Annotated in this window: 14 protein-coding genes; 10 read left to right on the forward strand and 4 right to left on the reverse strand. The window is 64.1% G+C overall.

All coding sequences use genetic code 11. From position 1 onward, the window contains the following. Positions 1-136: 136 nt before the first annotated feature. On the reverse strand, positions 137-952 hold the full coding sequence (locus GCN74_RS21520) for a (Fe-S)-binding protein (protein WP_152258559.1): 816 nt from the start codon (positions 950-952) through the stop codon (positions 137-139). Positions 953-1092: 140 nt separating this feature from the next. Between GCN74_RS21520 and GCN74_RS21525 the strand changes: the two genes are divergently transcribed. The 7 genes from GCN74_RS21525 (at position 1093) to GCN74_RS21555 (ending at position 8502) form a co-directional block, all read left to right on the forward strand. Continuing rightward, positions 1093-1806: a FadR/GntR family transcriptional regulator gene (locus GCN74_RS21525; protein ID WP_152258560.1), complete on the forward strand. Its 714-nt coding sequence runs from the start codon at positions 1093-1095 to the stop codon at positions 1804-1806. 82 nt (positions 1807-1888) lie between these two features. Further along, positions 1889-2314 (forward strand): hypothetical protein, encoded by a 426-nt coding sequence (locus GCN74_RS21530; RefSeq protein ID WP_152258561.1) that lies wholly within the window; start codon positions 1889-1891, stop codon positions 2312-2314. 229 nt (positions 2315-2543) lie between these two features. Then, positions 2544-3335 (forward strand): TorF family putative porin, encoded by a 792-nt coding sequence (locus GCN74_RS21535; RefSeq protein ID WP_193317195.1) that lies wholly within the window; start codon positions 2544-2546, stop codon positions 3333-3335. Positions 3336-3392: 57 nt separating this feature from the next. After that, a complete protein-coding gene (locus tag GCN74_RS21540) occupies positions 3393-5474 on the forward strand; it encodes a methyl-accepting chemotaxis protein (RefSeq protein WP_152258562.1) in 2082 nt (693 codons plus the stop codon). 362 nt (positions 5475-5836) lie between these two features. Further along, positions 5837-6505 carry a hypothetical protein gene (locus GCN74_RS21545; protein WP_152258563.1) on the forward strand — a complete coding sequence of 223 codons (669 nt, stop codon included), beginning with the start codon at positions 5837-5839 and terminating at the stop codon, positions 6503-6505. A 217-nt stretch (positions 6506-6722) separates the two neighbouring features. Further along, positions 6723-7343: a hypothetical protein gene (locus GCN74_RS21550; protein WP_152258564.1), complete on the forward strand. Its 621-nt coding sequence runs from the start codon at positions 6723-6725 to the stop codon at positions 7341-7343. A 130-nt stretch (positions 7344-7473) separates the two neighbouring features. Beyond that, positions 7474-8502 (forward strand): acyl-CoA dehydrogenase, encoded by a 1029-nt coding sequence (locus GCN74_RS21555; protein WP_226939156.1) that lies wholly within the window; start codon positions 7474-7476, stop codon positions 8500-8502. Positions 8503-8572: 70 nt separating this feature from the next. Here GCN74_RS21555 and GCN74_RS21560 read toward each other — a convergent pair whose 3' ends face one another. Further along, a complete protein-coding gene (locus GCN74_RS21560) occupies positions 8573-15106 on the reverse strand; it encodes a putative Ig domain-containing protein (RefSeq protein WP_193317196.1) in 6534 nt (2177 codons plus the stop codon). 512 nt (positions 15107-15618) lie between these two features. Between GCN74_RS21560 and GCN74_RS21565 the strand changes: the two genes are divergently transcribed. From GCN74_RS21565 to GCN74_RS21575, 3 genes are read left to right on the forward strand one after another with little or no spacing between them, the layout of a single operon-like run. Continuing rightward, positions 15619-16152 (forward strand): phage tail protein, encoded by a 534-nt coding sequence (locus GCN74_RS21565; protein ID WP_413541558.1) that lies wholly within the window; start codon positions 15619-15621, stop codon positions 16150-16152. Positions 16153-16182: 30 nt separating this feature from the next. Continuing rightward, on the forward strand, positions 16183-16716 hold the full coding sequence (locus GCN74_RS21570; protein ID WP_152258566.1) for a phage tail protein: 534 nt from the start codon (positions 16183-16185) through the stop codon (positions 16714-16716). 48 nt (positions 16717-16764) lie between these two features. Next, entirely contained in the window at positions 16765-17298 is a 534-nt protein-coding gene (locus GCN74_RS21575) for a phage tail protein (protein ID WP_152258567.1), read from the forward strand. 72 nt (positions 17299-17370) lie between these two features. Here the strand turns inward: GCN74_RS21575 and GCN74_RS21580 are convergent, their stop codons facing one another. Both GCN74_RS21580 and GCN74_RS21585 read right to left on the reverse strand, forming a co-directional pair. Next, entirely contained in the window at positions 17371-17661 is a 291-nt protein-coding gene (locus GCN74_RS21580) for a DUF6916 family protein (RefSeq protein WP_152258613.1), read from the reverse strand. Between the two features lie 171 nt (positions 17662-17832). Further along, the gene (locus tag GCN74_RS21585) at positions 17833-19845 is read right to left on the reverse strand and encodes a S9 family peptidase (protein ID WP_152258568.1); all 2013 of its coding nucleotides are present in this window, start codon (positions 19843-19845) and stop codon (positions 17833-17835) included. Between the last annotated feature and the right edge of the window lie 449 nt (positions 19846-20294).

The following is a 20294-nucleotide window of genomic DNA, read 5'->3' on the forward strand; positions in this document are numbered from 1 at the left end:
GGCAGCGGCGCGGCGGCGCGGCGCGCCTGATAGTGGCTGTCGATGGCGGCATCGATGGCCTCCACCGCCGCGGGCGCGGCCGGTGCCGCGGCGCGCAGGCGTCCCAGCATGCGTTCGCGGGCGCTCAAGGCGGCGCTCATGCTTCGCCTCCCGTGCGGCGCCACAAAAAGCTGGCCAGGTGTTCGACGGGCAGCGGCGCGCCCTGGTGCTGCGCGGCGTGGCCGATATTGAGCAGGCAGCCGCAGTCGGCCGAGACGAGCCGGTCGCAGCCCGTGGCGCAGGCCGAGGCGATCTTGTCGCTGACCATGGCGCCGGAAATGTCCGGGTGTTTCAGTGAGAACGTCCCGCCGAAGCCGCAGCATTCCGATTCGCGCTGGTGCTCGATGCGCGTCACGCCGGGCAAGGCGTCGAGCAGGGCCACGCCGTGGGTGCGCGTGCCCATTTCGCGGCGCGCGCCGCACGAGGTATGCAGCACCACGCTTTCATCCGCCTGGGCGGAAGCGGCCATGGCGGCCAGGTCGAGCTGCAGCACGCAGACGAGAAATTCGCTCAGTTCATACACGCGTTCGGCCAGTTCCCGCGCCTGGGGACCGGCCACGGGGTCGTCCTGGAACAGCTGCGGCCAGTGGTGGCGCATCATGCCGGCGCAGGAGCCGGACGGCACGATCACGGGCCAGGGCTGGGCGAACAGGTCCAGCTGGGCGCGGGCCACGGCGCGCGCCTGTTCCGGATTGCCGCTGCTGTAGGCAGGCTGGCCGCAGCAGCTCTGGCCCCGCGGATAGTGCACCAGCAAGCCCTCCCGTTCCAGCAGGCGCACCGCGTCGAGCCCCGCCTGCGGCACGAACAGGTCGACCAGGCAGGTGGCGAACAGATACACCTGGAGCGATGCGGGCGGATAGCGGCGTGGTATGTGGCGTGGCTGGCGCCGGTCTGGCTGCGAGTCTGGCTGCATGAGTGTGTCTCCCCGGCGCTCTGTGCGTTGCTGCGGCGCCGCAGTGTGTTGTTAAGAATGGGCGGTTCACGCATAATTTCAGCTTCCGCGAGCCGCTTCAAATTGCTCGGACCACTTTAAAACAACACCGGAAGACAGCGATGGCGACAGGCATGCAAACGCGGGGCAGGGTCGAAACGGTGATGCGCCGGCTGGAAACAGCCTTGCTGGACGGCAGCATGCCGGCGGGCGCGCAGCTGCCGGCCGAGCGCCTGCTGGCGCAGCAATATGGGGTCTCGCGCAATACCGTGCGCGAAGCGGTGCAGCGGCTGGCGGCGCGGGGCCTCGTGCGCAGCCGGCGCGGCGCCGGCGTGTTCGTGACGGATCAGTTGCGCACAGGCATGGCCTCGCCGTGGAGCCAGCTGGTGGCTGACCACCCTGCCCTGCGCGACGACATCCTGGAATTTCGCCGCGTGCTGGAAGGGGCGACGGCCTACTTTGCCGCGCAGCGGGCCAGCACGGGCGAACGCGCGCTGATCATGGCGCTGCTGGCCGAGCTGGAACAGGCGCGCGCGGACGACGACAAGCACGGCGAGGCGCAGGCCGATGCGCGGCTGCATGAAGTCATCGCGCAGGCGTCGCACAACACCATGTTCCTGCACCTGCACACCAGCATCATCGGCATGCTGCGCGAACACATCACCATCAATGGCACGGGCTTGCGCCAGCAGGACGACGCCACCTCGCTGCAGCTGCTGTCGCAGCACCGCACCCTGTGCGAAGCCATCTGCGCCAGCCAGCCCGAGGAAGCGCGCACGGCCATGCAAAGCCATATCGATTTCGTGCGCACGCGCGTCACCAGCGACGACGATTGAAGCGACTGGTAGGACCAGTTCCATGGCCACGGTGGCGCAAAAAACTGCTACCATCGCGCGCCGCCACTTCTGCCAGCCTCACATGACCGTCCTTAGCCACACGCATCCGCTCGTGCTCCAGCTGGAGAACGACTTGCTGCCCCTGTTCCGCGCCGCGCTGCCGCCCCTTGCGCTTGCCGCGCCACAGGCGCTCGCCTCCGTCTTCGCCTTTTCCAGCGGCACGGCCAGCGCTTTCCAGGATTATCACTTCGGCATTTCCTGCCTGCTCGAGGACATGCCCGAGGATGCGCCGGAAGAAGTCGCCCTGCTGGTCAGCGTCACGGGGCTCGCCGCCAGCGCGCAGTTGAGCGCGAAAGTGGTCTGGGGCCAGCCCTCGGGCGCCGTAGAAGCACAGGCCCAGTTGGCGGACGCCACCATGCCTGCCCTGCACGCGGTCCTGCCCGGCTTGCTGGCCGCCTTGCGCCAGGCAGCCAGCCGCGGCGTGCCGCCAATTGTGACAACGGCATGAAAAAGTGCCGCTAAACAACAACTTATGATTTCCGTATCGCAACATTATTGACTTGCACTAGTCCTAGCCCCTATCCTTTCGGTTACGTTTGGTGAGAATGTGTGCATGTTCATGCGAACATGCAGACGGCGTCGCCTTGCTTCCGCAAAAGTCCATTCCGCATTTTTATCGCAACCATCAGGGCAACGTGCCTGGACGGCCGCTGCCAGCAAATACGGAGCCGACTGCCATGCCATCGAACCTGAATTTCCCGGCAATATCCTTGCTGGGCTGCGTCTTCCTGCTGCCCGCCGGGCCCGCGCAGGCCCAGGCCACGGACCATCCTGCCGCCACCTTCAGCGCCAACGCCAGCCTCGCCTCGCAATACATTTCGCGGGGCTTTCGCCAGACCTGGGGCAAGCCCGCGCTGCAGGCGGGCGCCGACTACGCGCACCCGAGCGGCTGGTCGCTGGGCACCTGGGCGTCCACCGTCAGCGACCGCTACATCCAGGATGCCACCGTCGAATGGGACCTGTACGGCGGCTACGGCGGCACGGTGGGCGAGCTGGGCTACAGCGTTCTGGCCTACTATTACAAATACCCGGGCGCCGTCTACCGCGCCACGGGCGTCAAGTACGACTATGGCGAACTGTCGCTGGGCCTCAGCTACAAGATGCTGTATGCCAAGTACAACCATACCGTCACGCGCGACTTTTTCGGCATCAGCAATGCGCGCGGCACGGGCTACCTGGACGTGGGCGCAAATGTCGACCTGGGCAATGCCTGGACCTTGAACCTGCACGCCGGCAATGGCCGGGTGGCGGGCAACGGCAATGCCATCTGGAACTGGCGCGACGCCAAGGCAGGCGTCACGCGGGCCTTCGACGGCGGCTGGAGCCTGAGCGGCGCCGTCACGCGCGCCTGGGGCGCCACCGACGCCTACGACCATTACACGCTGGGCATCCCGAATGCGGCCGGCCAGTTCGACACCTCGAACCCCGCCGCGGCCACCTTCGTGCTGGCAGTCAGCAAGACTTTCTAGGCGCGCTACCCGCGACGCCCATGACACCGATATCCCTCCCCATCAAGGAACAGCATCATGCAACTATCACTGAACAGTAAAATCTGCGTCGCCGCCACCGCGCTCGCCGTCCTCAGCCTGGGCGTCACGGCGGCCGTGATCGGCTACAAGAGCAGCGCCAGCGCCGAAGCGGCCGCGCTGGACCTGGCGCGCACCTCGGCACGCGAAGTGGCGGGCGCCCTGCAGGCGCGCATCGCCAGCAACCTGTCCAGCGTGTCCAGCCTGGCCGGCGCCATGCGCGGCACCAAAAGCGCGAATTTGCCCATGCAGCGCGAACAGATCAACGAACTGACCAAGGCTACCCTGACCAGCTCGGAAGACTTGCTGGGTTCGGCCGTGACGTGGGAACCGAACGCGCTCGACGGCAAGGATGCGGAATTCGCCAACCAGAAGCCGAACTACGACGCCACCGGCCGCTTCATGCCCTACTGGACGCGGGGCGCCGGCGGCAAGCTGCAAGTCGAACCCATCGTCTTCGATCCGAAAGCGGGCGCCAACGACTGGTATGACGTGCCCAAGCGCACCGGCAAGACTTACTTTACGGAACCGTATATCTACCCCGTCGACGGCAAGAATGTGCTGATGGCCTCGCTGGTCGCGCCCATCATGATCGACGGCAGCTTCAAGGGCACGGCCAGCGCCGACTTCATGCTCACGCGCCTGACGAAAATCCTGGCCGGCCTGAAAGTGATCGAGGGCGGCAAGCTGGCCCTGATCTCGAACGGCGGCCTGTACGCCAGCCACCCCGTGCCCGAGCGCCTGGGCAAGAAAGCGGACGACGTGCCGGCCGCCGGCCTGGAAAAAGTGCGCCAGGGCCAGCCGTATGAATACGAGGACGACAAGGGCTACATCCACTTGCTGCAGCCGCTGCAGATCCACCCCGATATCGCGCCGTGGAGCGTGGAACTGAACTTCCCGAAAAGCGTGGCCACCGCCTCGGCGCGCGACCTGATGACCTACACCCTGATCGTCGCCCTGCTGTGCGCGGCGGCCACGGCCGGCATTTTGATCCTCGTCGTCAACCAGCTGACGCGTCCTTTGCGTACCCTGGGCCGCACCATGACGGACTTGTCCAGCGGCGACGCCGACCTGCGCGTCAAGCTGGAAGTCAAGGGCACCGACGAGCTGGCCGTGATCGGCAAGGGTTTCAACGACTTCGTGGAAAAAATCCACGCCGTGCTGCTGCAGGTGCAAGCCAGTGCCGACAACGTGGCGCGGGCCAGCGCGGAAATTGCACAAGGCAATAACGACCTGTCGGCCCGCACGGAACAGCAAGCCAGTTCGCTGGAGGAAACGGCCGCCTCCGTGGAAGAACTGACGGGCACGGTGAAGGAAAACGCCGACCATGCGCGCCAGGCCAACCAGCTGGCCGCGTCCGCCTCGAGCGTGGCGCAGAAGAGCGGCGAAGTGGTCGGCAAGGTCATCGAAACCATGACCTCGATCAACGACTCGTCGAACAAGATCGTCGACATCATCAGCGTCATCGACGGCATCGCCTTCCAGACGAATATCCTGGCCCTGAACGCAGCCGTGGAAGCGGCGCGCGCTGGCGAACAGGGCCGCGGCTTCGCCGTCGTCGCCACGGAAGTGCGCAACCTGGCGCAGCGCTCGGCTGCTGCCGCCAAGGAAATCAAGCTGCTGATCGACGATTCCGTGGGCAAGGTAGCGGCCGGCAGCAAACTCGTCGATGAAGCGGGCGCCACCATGGAACAGGTGGTCGACAGCGTGCGCAAGGTCACCGCCATCATGGCCGACATCAGCGTCGCCACCACCGAGCAAAGCGACGGCATCGCCCAGGTCAACCAGGCCCTGGCGCAGATGGATGGCGTGACGCAGCAGAATGCGGCCCTCGTCGAGGAAGCGGCGGCCGCCGCCGAAAGCCTGCAAGACCAGGCCAGCCACCTGGCCGACGTGGTCAGCGTGTTCAAGCTGGGCGAGCAGGCGCGCCAGGCGGCGCCGGCGGCGGCCGCGGTAGCCACGCCGCGCGCCGCAACGCCCAAGACACCCGTGCCAGCCAAGCGCCTGAGCGTCGCCAAGCCGCCAGCGGCACAGCACGCGCCAGCCAAGGCACCGGCAGGCGACGACTGGGAAGAGTTTTAAGCCTGCCCTCCATGATCGCGGCCGGCGCCCTTTGTCAGGCGCCGGCACGCGCTTCACCTGATCCATTCGCAAGACAATAACGTTCCTGACAAGCGCCCATCTCAATGCACGCCCCGCGCATTATTATGCGCGGCACCCCGCCTGTTTTTCTTCTGCGCCATGCAATGATATTCATCGCCGTCCCGCCATATTCGGACGGGATAATTATCATCCGCTTCGGCCAGAAATTATCCGATGGCCATATTCAATACGGCCATTGCAGCCAATTACAGATTTCACAATAATAAAACAGGCATGTCCTTTATAATATCGCGCGCATACGGCACGGCCTCCAGCCTGTTGGTGATTTATAGGAATGACGCATGAAAAAAGTATGGGCTGTATTAATGGTATCGGGCACAGTGGCATTGACTGGCTGCGGTGGTGGCGGAAACAGTGGCGATAGCGGCAATGTCAGCGTAGCTGTCCCGCCGGTGGTGGTCGCGCCCCCGCCAGAGGTGGTCGCGCCTCCGCCGCCTCCGGCACTGGCCGCCTATGTTGGCACTTGGCAACCCGCTTGTGAAAACCAATCGCGCCAGCGCCTGGTCGTCGCCCTCAAAAGCGATGGCAGCGGTGCCCTGGAAATGTCGACCTACGGCGAAACCTTCGGCACTCCCGATTGCAGCGGCCCCGTGCAGTTCACGGAAACCACGAGTGAAAAGATGACCGCTGTGCCCGATGGCGCAGGCAATATTCAGGTCAAGCTGGCGGCGGACAGCCCCGCCTCGGACATCCGCATCGACAAGGTCGTGTCGTCGCTGCCCGCCCACACGGTCCAGTTTACGGGCCCGGCCGTCACCACGGTCCAGTTGGAGTCCGGACCGCATTGGCACATCGCTATTGGAGATGGCGACTACATGGACATCCTCAAGAGCGACTTGAAAAAAGCAGAAAGCGGCAAGGGCGGCTTTTATCTGCGCGGCAGCGAATTGTTTACGGTGATGGAAAAAGACGGTGCTTACGTGCTGGATATGCACTATGTAAAACAATAACAGAAGCGGTGAAATAGCCATTGCGCCGCGTGGGCGGCGCAATGCGCACCAGCCACGCCCCGTCTTTCCTTCAGTCCCGCCCTCCATTTCAGCGCATTTCAGCGACATGATCCAAATCAAGTCAGCGATAGATTCCGTGAGAATTACCAGCTATTAATAATCCTATAATCAATCCGCGCTTACGGCACGCACCGCTGCCGGATGAAAAGGATTATGCATGAAAAAATTATTGGCGGTATTGGCCGGCTCGGCCGCGGCACTCCTGACCGGTTGCGGTGGCGGTGGCGGCGGTTCGACGCAACAGATTGCCGGCGATTCCGGCAGCACCTCGACGCTGGCCGCATATGTCGGCACCTGGCAATCGGCCTGCGACAATCACGACCGCCAGTTGCTCGTCATCGCGTTCAAGAACGACGGCAGCGGCACACTGGAACTGACGCCGACGGGCGAAACCTACTTCAAGGCCGATTGCTCCGGCCCCGTGGTGGCGACGGACGGCATGAGCACCAGGATCACCGGCAAGCCGGACGGCACCGCCGACATGCTGATCAAGCTGTCCGACAATGCCGCAGCAACGAGCTTGCGCGTCGACAAGATCACCTCGTCCGTCCCCGCCTATACATTCCTGCGAGCCGGCGGTACCGTGAAATATGTATTGCGCGAAGGCAAGCAGCAATGGTGCGTGGACGTGGACAATGGCGAATCGTGCATGGAGGACGACGGCATGCATCCGGCATTAAGCGTCCCCGCCGGTCTGTCCTTGCGGGGCAATGAGCTGTACACGGTGATGCTGGACAAGGGCGCGTATGTCTTGGACATGCACTATGTGAAAAAATAGGCAATGACCTGCCGCGGCGGCGCCATTGGCCCGCCGTGGCATGGACGCGTGGCCGTCGAGCAGTGCAGGTGTAGAATCGAACCTACATTGCAAAAACAAAAAGCTATTCTGTTGAAAACAGGAGCTTGCCATGCCGCCCAACGCCTTCTCGCTGCCGTCCGATACTGCATTGACTGCCCTGCTGCAGCCGCGGGACAGCGCTTTCCTCCCCATCGACGGCTTGCGGCGCCTGTGCGACGCGGGGCTGGACCAATTGCCCCTGCCCGGCCACGGCGCCACCCTGCGGCGCTGGCAAATGCTGGCCGCCATCGCCGCCATCGACCTCTCCCTGCTCAAACTGTACGAAAGCCATACCGATGCGCTGGCCATCCTGGCGGAAATCGGCGGCCCCGGCGTGCCGGCCGGCAGCAGCTGGGGCGTCTGGTGCGCGGAAATGCCGGACGCGCGCGTCAAGCTGCAGCAGACGGCCGACGGCCGCCATGTGCTCGACGGACACAAGGCCTCGTGTGCCGGGGCGCATGGCCTCAGCCATGCCTTGATCAGCTGCTGGAATAAAGAAGGCCAGGCTTGCCTGGCCTGCGTGGCACTGGCGCAGCCCGGCGTGCACGTCAGCAACGAAGGCTGGCAGGCCGTCGGCATGCAGGCCTGCGCCAGCGTCGACGTGACCTTTTCCCGCGCGCGCGCCGTTCCCGTGGGCGCGCCGGGCGCGTATCTGGCCCGCCCCGGCTACTGGCATGGCAGCGCCGGCATCGCGGCCGCCTGGTATGGCGCTGCCTGCGCCGTCGCCAGCCACCTGCATGCGCGCGCGCAGCACGCCGCCCCCGATCCCGTGCGCCTGGCGCAACTGGGACAGATCGACTGTGCGCTGCGCGCCGCCGGCGCCCTGCTGCGCGAAGGCGCCGCCGAGATCGACGCCCAGCCGCAGCGCAATGCCATGGAACTGGCGCTGCGCCTGCGCCTGGCGGTGGAAGATGCCGCCACCCTGGTCCTGCACCTGGCGACGCGGGCGCTGGGCGCCGGCCCCCTGTGCCGCGATGCGCGCTTCGCGCGCCTGGCGGCCGACCTGCCCGTATTCCTGCGCCAGAGCCACGCGGAACGCGACCAGGCCGTGCTGGGCGGCATCGTCGCCGGCGCCGAAGCACACCCGTGGGCACTCTGACATAACCAAAAAAAATCGCCGGACCGGAAGTGATTCCGGTCCGGCGATCAGGGCTGGCCTGCCTACGTGATTACTTCAGCGGCATGGCGATGCCGAACATCACCGACTGGGTACGCCCGCTATCCATATTCAGATTGCTGTTGTAGTCCAAGGTGATGGTCATGCCGTTCGACAGCAGCAGCTTCACGCCCAGTCCCGCCGTCCAGTTGCCCGTCTCTTGCGGCAAGGTGCGGATCACGTACACGGGGCCGTCGGCCACCAGGTCGGCATATGCCAGGCGCGCATCATCGGCACCCTGGAACTGGTGGCGATACTCGAGGCGCGCACGGGGGAACCACGTGCCCAGGCCGCCCAAGTACAAGCCCTCGGCCCGCACGCCCAGCGCGCCGATGCGCGAACGCACGGTTTGCTTGAAGTAGCTCAAGGCATTGATGCCCGGCGCCTTCTCCGTGTACGGATCGAGCTTGGCCGACATCAGTTCCACGCGGCCATATGGCGACCACATCCAGGTGTCGTGGCGCATCTCGATACCGCCGACGACGGCGCCGAACACTTGCTTGCCGTCGCGTTCACCGGTGGCGAAACCGCTGCCGTCGGTCAGGTAGCGCGAGGCGTCGTACTGCAAGGTGCCGTAACCGAGCACACCGTCGAGGAAGACGCCTTTGCTTGGGCGCAAGCTGCCATACACGGCCGCCACGGCACTGTCAGCCGTGCTGCGGCTGCCGTTCTGGCCCACATCGCTGCGGTCATGGCTGAAGCCGGCACCTACGCCCAGGGTCGCCAGGTCGCTGATGCGGTAATCGCCACCCACGCTGATGCCGTTGGTGCGGAAGCGGAAGCCCGTATCGCGGCCATTCACATAGTGCTGGCCGAAGTCCGCCGCACCACCGAGCCACAATGCCAGCGCTTGTTTCTGCGTGTCCGGCTTTTGCGGCATGTCCGGCAAGCCGTTCGTGGCCTCGCTGACATCCACCTGTTGCCGTTCGCTGCTGAAACCACTGTCCGGCTGGCGCAGGGCCGCCTTGCGCATGAACGGTTTCACGGCCGTGCCGAACACGCGGTCCGCTTCCTGTTCCTGCCAGCGCGCCAGCGCTGCCGTCGGATTGCCGCTGTCGCCCGGCGACGTCAGGCTCAGGCCAAAGCTGGAACGTCCCCAGCCATCGCCATGCAGGCTTTCCAGGCGCTGCGTGAAGTTCGACAGCTGCGCGCTGGCGAAACGCCGCGCCGCGTCGGCTTGCGCCGCCTGCAGGCCGATCACTTCCGGATCCGTCGACGGGTCGCGGCGCGCCGTCACGGTCACGTTGACCACGCCCGGTTTCGAGGTGGCAAAGGCATTGCTCAGGGTGTAGCTGACCACGGCGGCGCCGGCAAACTTGCCCGAGGCCGTAAAGCTCAGCTGGTACGACGGCTTGCCGGCCGTGCCCACGTCGCGCACCACGGCCTTGCCCGCGTTTTCCGGCGCCACGCTCAGCACATTGGCCGCCGTGAACGGACCGCCCGTGGCGCCCGCCGTCAGGTCGACCGTGACCGTCAGGCCGGCCACCACGGTGGCACTCTGGCTGACCACCTGCGGCATCGGATTGACGCTGATGGTCGCTTTCACCGGCACCGAGGTGCCGAACACGTTCGACACGGTGTAGCCGATGCTGATGTCGCCGCTGGTGCTGATGCCTGGCGTGTAGACGATGTCCATGCCGCTGACAGTAGCTGTGCCGCTGGCCGGCTGCGTGGTGATGGCCACCGCCGTGAATGGGCCGCCCGTGGCGCCTTCCGTCACGTGCAGGGTCACCGGCGTGCCGGCCAGTACCGTGGCCGTCTTGGCGACGGGCACGGGCACCGGCTGCGGCGCCACAGTCACGCTGATGGTGGCAGGCGCGGAGGTGCCGCCTGGTCCCGTCGCCGTGTAGCTGAAGCTGTCCGGACCGAAGTAATCGGCATTCGGCACATACGTCACTTTAAAACTCGCGCCGACGGCGCGTGCCATCCGTGCCGAAGCGCCCGTCGACACCACCGTGACGCGCCCGTGCTGCGGCGGCGTGACAATGGTGACGTCGGTGATCGGGCTGCCATCGGTGGAAGCGATGGTCAGGCTCACTTCCTGGTTGGCCGAGGTGGTGGTGGCGTCATTGGCCACCGGTGGCGGCGCCTGGTTCACCTGCAAGGTCAACGCCTGCTGCACCGTGAACTGGTGCGTATCCTTCGCCTGCAGGGTGAAGGCAAAGCTGCCCGCCACCGTCGGCGTGCCGCTGACGATGCCGGTGGCCGCATCGAGTACCAGGCCGCTCGGCAAGGTACCGCTGCTGAGGGAATACGCATACGGCGCGATACCGCCGGCAGCCGTGAATGGCTGGCTGTAGGCATCGCCGGCGCGGATCGCCGCCAGGCTGGCCGGCGTCAGGGTCAGGGTGGGGGCTGCAACCGCCAGCGTGTAGTTGTTGCTGGCGCTGAACGGTGCACCCACGCCCGTGCTGCTGTCGGTGACCTTGATGCTGAACGGGAAACTGCCCGCCACATTCGTCGTGCCGGACAGCACGCCCGTCGCCGTATTCAGGCTCAGGCCCGCGGGCAAGGTGCCCACCACGGCATAGCTGTAAGGCGCCGTGCCGCCCGTACCCGAGACGGTCGTGCTGTAAGCCGCTTCCGCCGTCGGGTTGGGCAAGCTGGCCGGCGTCAGGCTGACAGTAGCTGACGCCACTGTCAGGGTATAGCTTTGCGTGCCCGTAAACAGGTGCGCATCGGCCGCTTGCACGTTCAAGGTGAAACTGCCACCTGCGGTCGGCGTGCCGCTGAGCAAACCACTGCTGCTCAAGGTCAGGCCTGCTGGCAGGCTGCCGCTCGACACCGTATAGGCATACGGGCCGACGCCTCCGCTGGCCGACAGTTGCTGGCTGTACGCCGTGGCCACTGTCGCCGCCGGCAAGGTGCCGGGTGTCACGGTGATCGTCGGCGCGGAAACCGTCACGGTATAGCTGTTCGCGGCGCTGAACGGCGCGCCCGCGCCCGTGCTGCTGTCGCTGGCGCGCAGGCTGAAGGTAAAGCTGCCGGTCACATTCGTCGTGCCGGACAGCACGCCCGTGGCCGCATTCAGGCTCAGGCCAGCGGGCAAGGTACCGCTGCTGACGCTGAAGGTGTACGGCGCCGTGCCGCCCGCTGCCGTCAGCGTCGTAGTGTAGACCGCTTCCGCCGTTGGATTCGGCAAGGTGGCCGGCGTCAGGCTGACCGTGGCCGAGGACACCACCAGGGTATAGCTTTGCGTGCCGGTGAACTGGTGCGCATCGGCCGCCTGCACGGTCGCGGTGAAACTGCCGCCCGCCGTTGGAGTACCGCTCAGCAGACCACTGCTGCTCAGCGTCAGGCCCGCAGGCAGGCTGCCAGCCGACACCGTGTAGGCATAGGGAGCGACGCCGCCGCTGGCCGTCAATTGCTGGCTATACGCCGTGGCCACTTTCAGCACCGCCAGCGAACCTGGCGTCACCGAGATTACGGGGGCAACCACTATCAAGGTATAGCTGTTGCTGGCGCTGAACGGTGCCCCCGCGCCGGTGCTGCTGTCCGCGACCTTGATGCTGACAGGGAAGCTGCCGGCCACATTGGTCGTACCGGACAACACGCCGGTGGCCGCATTCAGGCTCAGGCCGACGGGCAAGGGGCCGCTGGTCACGCTGTAGGTATACGGCGCCGTGCCGCCCGTCACCGCCAGGGTCGCAGTGTAGGCTGCCTCCGCCGTCGGGTTGGGCAAGGTGGCCGGGGTCAGGCTGATGCTAGGATTGCCTACTGTGATCGTCACGATGGCCTCCGCCGACGTGCCGCTACCATTGCTGGCCTTGTAGGAGAAGCTGTCCGGCCCGGCATAGCCTGCCGTCGGCGTGTAAGTGATGCTGGTGCCGCTGACCGTCGCCGTGCCGTGGCTGGCGGCGGAGGCCACCGCCACCGACGTCGCCGCGCCGCCGCTCAGGTTCAAGGTGATCGGAGTGGCGCTGCTGCCATACGCCACCGTCGCGCTGACGGCGCCGGCAATGGGCACAGCAACAGCTACAGTGCCCGAATAATTTATCTGGGCATTGAAGGGAGTACCTGTCCCGGTGCTGCTGTCGGTAGCCGTGACGGTGAAATTGTATGCGCCTGCCGTGGTAGGGGTACCGGACAGGGTGCCGTTCGCCGCCAGCGTCAAGCCCGCAGGTACGGTGCCGCTGGCGACGAAGCCATACGTGGCCGTCCCGCCAGTGGCGGTGATGCTCTGGTTGAAGGCAACGCCGACCACCATCGCCGACAGGGCTGTCGGCGCGACGACGATCGTCGGCGCCGCCACCGTCAGCGTATAGGCTTGCGAGCCATAATACGGGCCGCTGCCCGTCGAGCTATCCTTGGCACGCACGGTGAAATTGAAGGTGCCGGCCGCCGTCGGCGTACCCGCCAGAATGCCGTCGCTGGACAGACTCACGCCGGCCGGCAAGGTACCGCCGGCAAGGATCTCGTAGGTATAGGTATCCTTGCCGCCCGAGGCCGTCACGGTCTGGCTATATGCCGTGCCGACCTTTGCTGCTGCCACGCTGGTCGGTGCCAGCGTCACGGTCGGTGCGCTGACCGTGATCGTCACGGTGGCCGCCGTCGAGGTGCCGACGCCGTTGCTGGCCGTATAGGTAAAGCTGTCGTTGCCGCCGAAACCTGCCGTCGGCGTATAGCTGATGCTGGTGCCGTTGGCTGTCGCCGTGCCGTTCGAGGGAACGCTTGCCACGGCAACCGAGGTCGGCGCTCCGCCGCTCAGGTTCAGGGGGATTACGGTGGCGCCGCTGCCATACGCCACCGTCGCGCTGGTATTGCCGGCAATTGGTACGGCCACAAAAGTAAACTGATCCGCCAAACTGGTGACGCTGGTGCCGCCAGCCGTGGTGACCGTCACGTTCACCGTGCCTGCAATGCCCGGGGGTGCCGTCGCCGTGATCTGCGTGGCGTTGTTGAACGTAAAGCCGCTGGCATTGTTGGTGCCAAACTTCACTGCCGTGACGCCGCTGAAATTCAAACCGGTGATGATGACGCTGGTGCCGCCTGCTAAGGATCCGGAGTTTGGCGAAATGCCGCTCACCACGGGTACTGCTGCATACGTGAATTTATCCGCCCCGGCGATGACACTGGTGCCGCCCGCCGTGGTCACGCGCACATCCACGGTGCCCGTACCGGCTGGCGCCGTCGCCGTGATCTGCGAGGCGCCGTTGACCGTGTAACTGGTCGCCGCCACGCCGCCGAAGGTCACCGCTGTCGCGCCGGTCAAGTTCGAGCCGTTGATGGTGACCGTGGTGCCGCCCCCCAGGGGACCCGCCGTCGGCGAAATGCCGCTCACCACCGGTACTGCGGCATACGTGAATTTGTCCGCTGCGGCGATGACACTGGTGCCGCCCGCCGTGGTCACGAGCACATCCACCGTGCCCGTACCGGCTGGCGACGTCGCCGTGATCTGCGAGGCGCCGTTGACCGTGTAACTGGTCGCCGCCACGCCGCCGAAGGTCACCGCTGTCGCGCCGGTCAAGTTCGAGCCGTTGATGGTGACCGTGGTGCCGCCACCCAGGGGGCCCGCCGTCGGCGAAATACTGCTGATCGCTGGTGCCGGAACATAGGTGAACTGGTTTGACGGATCGGCGGCGTTGGTGCCGCCTGGCGTAGTGACGAAGACGTTCACGACGCCGGTGCCGGCAGGCGACGTGGCAGTGATTGTCGTGGAATTAAGCACGGTAACGCTGAGGCCATTGTTGCTGCCGAATTTGAGTGCCGTTGCGCCGGTAAAGCCGGTACCGGTAATGGTGACGGCGGTACCGCCGCTAACCGGACCGAGCGCCGGCGACACACCCGTGATCGTAGGCGGCGGCTGGGCGTTGATCACCAGCGAATAGCTTCTGGACGTGTTGTATGGTCCGTTGCCGCCCGTGCTGTCCGTCGATTTCATCACAAAGTTGTAGGTGCCCAGGGCACCGGGCGTACCCGAAAGCAAGCCGCTGCCCGACAGGGTGATGCCCGCCGGCAGGCTGCCCGACTCCACCACATACGCAAAGGGTCCGGTGCCATTGGCGGTCGACATCTGTTGGCTGTAGGGCACCGACAACCCGCCTGCGGGCAAGCCGGTGGGGGTGATGGACAGGGTGGGCACGGCGATCGACACGGAGTAATTCTTGGTGACGGTCAGCGGCGTGCCTGAGGTCGAGTCGGTCACCTGGATGCCGAACACATAGGCGCCGGTCGCCGTCACGGTGCCGGAAATCACGCCGGTCGACGACACAGTGATGCCTGGCGGCAAAGTACCAGATACCAGCGCGTAGCTGTAAGGTGCGACACCGCCGGTCGACGACATCGCCTGGTTGTACGGCACGCCGATCACGGGCGCCGATATGCTGCCCGGCGTCACGGTGAAGGCAGCCGCAGGGGGCAGGACGGTCACCGTAAAAGTCACCGCCTTGCTGTCCTCATCCCACAGGACAAAGCTGTCGGACAACGCCCCGTCACCATTATTGATATAGGTCGCAATGCCGGTACCGTTATTGACGAGACCAGTAATCGTGCCATGCAGGGCCGTCGCGCCATTGTCCGTCAGGCCAAATGAGCTACACAGCGACAAGTCAACGACATAGGAGCCGCCTGATGCGACGGTAAAACTCCGCTGATTGGGAATACATTTCGTGCTCGGATCGCCGTTGGCTGCCTGCGCCGGGTCTGCGCCAAGCGCCAGCATCAGCAGGCACAGCGCAACGCAGCAATGCAGGAAGCGGCAAAACGCTGGCGCCAGGCCAACCCGGCAAGCCGCTGCCCGCCTTCGAGCTCCCGCGACAAAAGCAGGGAACAAAAAATGTGCCGGACGGGCGACGATATCGTTGCAAATACGCAACATGATTTCTCCAATACAGAGTTTTTGGGACAAAAAGAACCGTGGATTCAGGCTGCAAGCGATCCCTATCCAGGGCTCTTCCAGAGGGCCAACAGATGTTGACGCTTGCCATACGACAACGTATGCTACCCCGAGATTTCAATAAAGTAACTATAACAAAAAGGGTTTTTTAAAAAACAATATTGATTGCAAATGGAAAATGTTATTCCTTTGGCATTTAATGATATTCCAACTGCGGGAGAACGATGATGGCTGATGTGTATTTGGGACAAATCATGATGAGCGGATTTGGGTTTGCGCCGCGTGGATTTGCAGCATGTAACGGGCAATTGCTGCCAATTACGCAGAATCAGGCGCTGTTTGCCCTGTTGGGTACCTTTTACGGGGGGAACGGCACGACCACCTTTGCCTTGCCAAACTTACAAGGCAGCACCCCTGTCGGCTCAGGCAGTTCGGTAGACGCTTCCTGGCAACCCACCCCATACCAGGTCGGTGCTCGTAACGGCGCGGAAGCTATCACTTTGACACTAAGTCAGATTCCACCGCATACGCACGCGGCCAATGCGCAGACCTCCCCAGGCACCACCAAGAATCCGACCAATACCCTGTATGGCGGCAGCGGCACGGAAGCCATCTATGGCACGGCAGGCCCGCAAGTGCCCTTGAACAACCAAGTCTTGGCCCAGACGGGCGGCAGCCTGCCGCATAACAATATGCAGCCATTCCAGGTACTCAATTTCAATATCGCCCTGAACGGCATCTTCCCATCGCGCAACTAAGATGCCAGCCACTTCCCACGGAGCATAGTCATGACCACACCTTATGTCGGCGAGATCCGCCTGTTTTCCTTTCCCCGCATACCGCAAGGCTGGTTTGCCTGCGATGGCAGCCTGAAGCCCATCGCCAATAACGAGGTGCTATATACCCTGCTGGGCACCACCTATGGCGGCGACGGCGTCAATACATTCGGTGTACCCGACCTGCGCGGCCAGGTCCCCCTGCATCAGGGCATCGGCCCTGGCCTGACACCCCGGGTCATGGGGCAAAAGGGGGGCAGCGAAACGGTGACCTTGCTGTCGACCCAGATGCCTGCGCATACGCACGTATTCAATGCGATCAGCACACTGGCGACGAGCAACACGCCAGGGACCAGCGCACAGCTGGCGGCCCCGGTGAATAACGACAAGATGTACACGAGCAGCCTGGCTGGCCTCACGACCTATGACATGGCGCCCGCAGCAACGGGCACTGCCGGCAGTAGCTTGCCGCATGACAACACCATGCCCACCCTGACCGCATCGTTTTGCATCGCATGGGCAGGCATTTATCCATCCCAACAATAACAGCCAGCACGCAAGCGCAGCCCATAAAATCGATCAGGAGAACCTACCGTGACATCACCATATCTTGGCGAAATACAAGTCTTCGGCTTCAATTTCACCCCTGCCGGGTGGGCAAGCTGTAATGGCGCCACCCTGCAGATAAGGCAGTTCAGCGCCCTGTTTTCATTAATCGGCACGCAATATGGCGGCGATGGGGTCAACACCTTCCAGTTGCCCAACTTTACCGGACGCGCGCCCTGCGGCCAGGGCCAGGGGCCAGGCTTGACGCAGCGTGTGATGGGCGAAACGTTCGGCAGCAATACTGTCCAGCTGAATATCACGCAGACCCCCAACCACACCCATCAACTGACCTTGAGCCGCCAGACCAATGCCAGCCTGCAGCGCAACGTGCCGCAAACGGGCGATGGCCTGACCAGCATCACGGGCACGAACGCGTTCGTGCCCGCGGCAACGCCGAACGTCACCTTGTCGCCACTCACCATCGGCAGCGCGGGTGGCGGCCAGGCGCACGAAAACCGCCAGCCCATGCTGGCGGTAAATTTCTGCATCGCCCTGCAGGGCGAGTTTCCCGCGTTTGATTGAGACTTGAACACCCCGGGCAGGCGGCGCCGTCGGGCTCCCGCCTGCCCTGCCTGCCCCGCATCAGCGGCATTCTCAGTTGAACACCGCCTGATACAGAAAGCCGTGGTTGTCGCGCGCCACCGGCACCAGGAAAATACCCACCTCGCCAAACCCGTCATGTTGCAGCTGAAAGATTTTCTGGCTGAAGAGGATGGGGGAACTGTTATGGAATAACAAACTGAACGGCGCCCGCAACAGGCCTTCCAGTGTGGCCGACGGCAAGGGGCGCGCCTCCTTCAGGATGAAAGCGGCATTCCCGTCGCCGACCGAGATAAACGTGTCGTTGACGCGCGCGGCAAAGTGTTCCAGGGTCAATACATTCATCATTGCAGGCATTCCATTTCATGGGCTGTGTGATTGAAACAATGATTTATTCTAATGGAAGCATTGCCGCTTTTACACAGTTTTTGACATGAAAGCCTACACGCTGCACCCGGCAGCCAGGGTCGTCCACCCCGGCCGCCTGCGCAGAGCCTGCCATGCCGCTTTCTCCGCCTAGCGCATAGCCTCCTCCAGCCCCGGCGCAAACCCGGCGCCATGCTTGACCTGCGCGGTGGAAGCCTTCAGGGTGGCGCCGATCGGCTCGGCGCGGCCCGCCAGGCACTGGCCCAGGAAGTTTTCCGTCACCGCATTGAAGGCGATGTTGTTCACGGGTCGGGCAAAACCATGGCCCTCGTCGGGGAACAGCACGTAGGTGACGGGGATATTTTTCGCTGCCATGGCCGCCACGATCTGGTCCGATTCGGCCACGTTCACGCGCGGGTCGTTCGCACCCTGGCCGATCAGCAGCGGGCGCTGGATATTCTGCGCAAAGTTCAGCGGCGAACGCTCCGTCAGCAGCGCCTTGCCCTCTTCCGTGGTCGGGTCGCCCATGCGCTTGTAGAACTGCTGCTTGCCCGCTTCCCAGTACGGCGGAATGGTTTGCAGCAAGGTGAACAGGTTCGACGGACCGACGATGTCGACGCCGCAGGCAAACGTGGTGGGCGTGAACGCCATGCCGGCCAGGGTGGCGTAGCCGCCATAGGAGCCGCCCATGATGGCCACCTTGTCGGCCGTCGTCACGCCGCTCTTCACCGCCCATTGCACGGCGTCGAGCAAGTCATCGTGCATCTTGCGGCCCCATTGCAGGTCGCCGGCCGAGATGAACTGCTTGCCGAAGCCCGTCGAGCCCCGGTAATTCACGGACAGCACCGCATAGCCGCGGTTGGCCAGCCATTGATGGTAGCTGTTATAGCCATAGGTATCGCGCGCCCACGGGCCGCCATGCACCAGCAGGACCATCGGTACCGGCTGCGACGGCACGCCGCCGGTACCCGCCTTCGATGCCTGCGGCAAGGTGAGATAGGAAACCAGGGTCAGGCCGTCGCGCGCCTTGATCTGCTGCGGATACATGGGCAGCAATGGCGCGCCTTCCAGCTCGGGCCGCGTCACGTACAGCTGCGTGAGCTTTTTGCTCTTGCGGTCGTACAACCAGCTCGATGCGGGCGCCGTGACGGCATCGACGCCCACCAGCCATTTATCGTCGGCGTCCGTGCGCGACGTCACGTTGAACTGGCCCTTGGCATGCTTCTTCAGGAAGGCCAGGTCGGCCTTCAGGTCGTTCGTCAGCGGCAGGTATTCGTGCTGCAGATAGTCGACGGAATACGCCTGCACCTTGCCTGTGCGCGTGTCGTACAGGGCGTCGGAAATGTCGGCGCGCGGGTCTTGCGCCACCAGCGTGGTCTTGCCGCTGGCCACGTCCTGCGCCAGCAGCGCCGAAGTATTGCGGCCGCGCGAATCGGTCCAGTACAAGGTCTTGCCATCGGCCGTGAAAGCCAGCGGCGCCGTGGTCTGCGCATCTTCCAGGCCCACTTCGGCCAGCGGCGTGCTCTCGACCTTGCCGTCGGCCACGCGGAAATACGTCATGCCGCCATCGGCGCGCGCCTTGCTGGCGATGCGCAAGTTGAGCAGCTCGTCGGCCACATAGCCGCCATAGCCATCGTTCTGCTGCACCAGGGTCAGCTTGCCGCTGGCCAGGTCCAGGCTGTACACATCGTGCCAGCGCGCATCGCGGTTGTTGATGCCCACCAGGATGCGGTCCTTCACCTTGCTGCTGATCTGGATCACGCGCACGCGGGTCTTCTCGAACGGCGTGTAACTGACCTGCTTGCCGCTCACGACATTCACGCCATACAGCAGGAAGTTTTCATCGCCGCCCTTGTCCTGGATAAACAACAGGGTTTTCGAATCGGGCGACCAGAAACTGCTGCGGATGGGACGTACCTTTTCCTCCGTCAGCGGACGCGCCTGCGCCGGATTGCCGGCCGGCGCCACCCACACATTGAGCACGCCATCGCGCGGCGCGATCCACGACAGCCACTTGCCATCCGGGCTGATGCGCCCGCCGGACTTGCTGGGATTGCCAAAGATCTTCGCCCGCTCGATCAGCGGCGTATCGTTGACTGGGGCTTGGGCGTGGGCCGGCAGTACGCTGGCGAACAACAGGGCAGGCAGGGCATAGCGAATCATGGACACCTCATGGTTGTTGAATGAAGGGAAAACATAATAATTGTGCACGTGCCAGCACATGATAGGCGAAAGCCATGTTGCCAGGTTGATTACGGCGATGAAGGACGAAAATCGGGGGATGGATGGGAAGAAACGGGGAATGGAACGCTGGGCCGCTCAGGCGACAGCCGGCGCGCGGCAGGCGTGGCCGGACGGAGAAAAGAAAAAGGCCACTCCGAAGAGTGGCCTAATTCCTTGAATCTAATGGTCGGGGCGAGAAGATTCGAACTTCCGACCCCATGCACCCCATGCTCGATGAGACCTAGTCGGAACCCGCATGGATGCTACATATAGGGGGTGAGTCGTATAATATACAGTACTTTTCGACAGGTACTCAAGCCCGCATGTTTCGGTGCACTATCTTTAATTATTATACATTTTGACAGCCATTTCCCGCGATTTTAAACAAG

This window comes from Janthinobacterium sp. FT14W (genome assembly GCF_009208755.1).
GTDB lineage: Bacteria > Pseudomonadota > Gammaproteobacteria > Burkholderiales > Burkholderiaceae_D > Janthinobacterium > Janthinobacterium violaceinigrum.

Excerpts from the sequence above, each read along its gene's own strand:
- GCN74_RS21520 (WP_152258559.1), bottom strand. The coding sequence starts at position 952 with ATGCAGCCAGACTCGCAGCCAGACCGGCGCCAGCCACGCCACATACCA.
- GCN74_RS21525 (WP_152258560.1), top strand. The coding sequence starts at position 1,093 with ATGGCGACAGGCATGCAAACGCGGGGCAGGGTCGAAACGGTGATGCGC.
- GCN74_RS21530 (WP_152258561.1), top strand. The coding sequence starts at position 1,889 with ATGACCGTCCTTAGCCACACGCATCCGCTCGTGCTCCAGCTGGAGAAC.
- GCN74_RS21535 (WP_193317195.1), top strand. The coding sequence starts at position 2,544 with ATGCCATCGAACCTGAATTTCCCGGCAATATCCTTGCTGGGCTGCGTC.
- GCN74_RS21540 (WP_152258562.1), top strand. The coding sequence starts at position 3,393 with ATGCAACTATCACTGAACAGTAAAATCTGCGTCGCCGCCACCGCGCTC.
- GCN74_RS21545 (WP_152258563.1), top strand. The coding sequence starts at position 5,837 with ATGAAAAAAGTATGGGCTGTATTAATGGTATCGGGCACAGTGGCATTG.
- GCN74_RS21550 (WP_152258564.1), top strand. The coding sequence starts at position 6,723 with ATGAAAAAATTATTGGCGGTATTGGCCGGCTCGGCCGCGGCACTCCTG.
- GCN74_RS21555 (WP_226939156.1), top strand. The coding sequence starts at position 7,474 with ATGCCGCCCAACGCCTTCTCGCTGCCGTCCGATACTGCATTGACTGCC.
- GCN74_RS21565 (WP_413541558.1), top strand. The coding sequence starts at position 15,619 with ATGATGGCTGATGTGTATTTGGGACAAATCATGATGAGCGGATTTGGG.
- GCN74_RS21570 (WP_152258566.1), top strand. The coding sequence starts at position 16,183 with ATGACCACACCTTATGTCGGCGAGATCCGCCTGTTTTCCTTTCCCCGC.
- GCN74_RS21580 (WP_152258613.1), bottom strand. The coding sequence starts at position 17,661 with ATGAATGTATTGACCCTGGAACACTTTGCCGCGCGCGTCAACGACACG.
- GCN74_RS21585 (WP_152258568.1), bottom strand. The coding sequence starts at position 19,845 with ATGATTCGCTATGCCCTGCCTGCCCTGTTGTTCGCCAGCGTACTGCCG.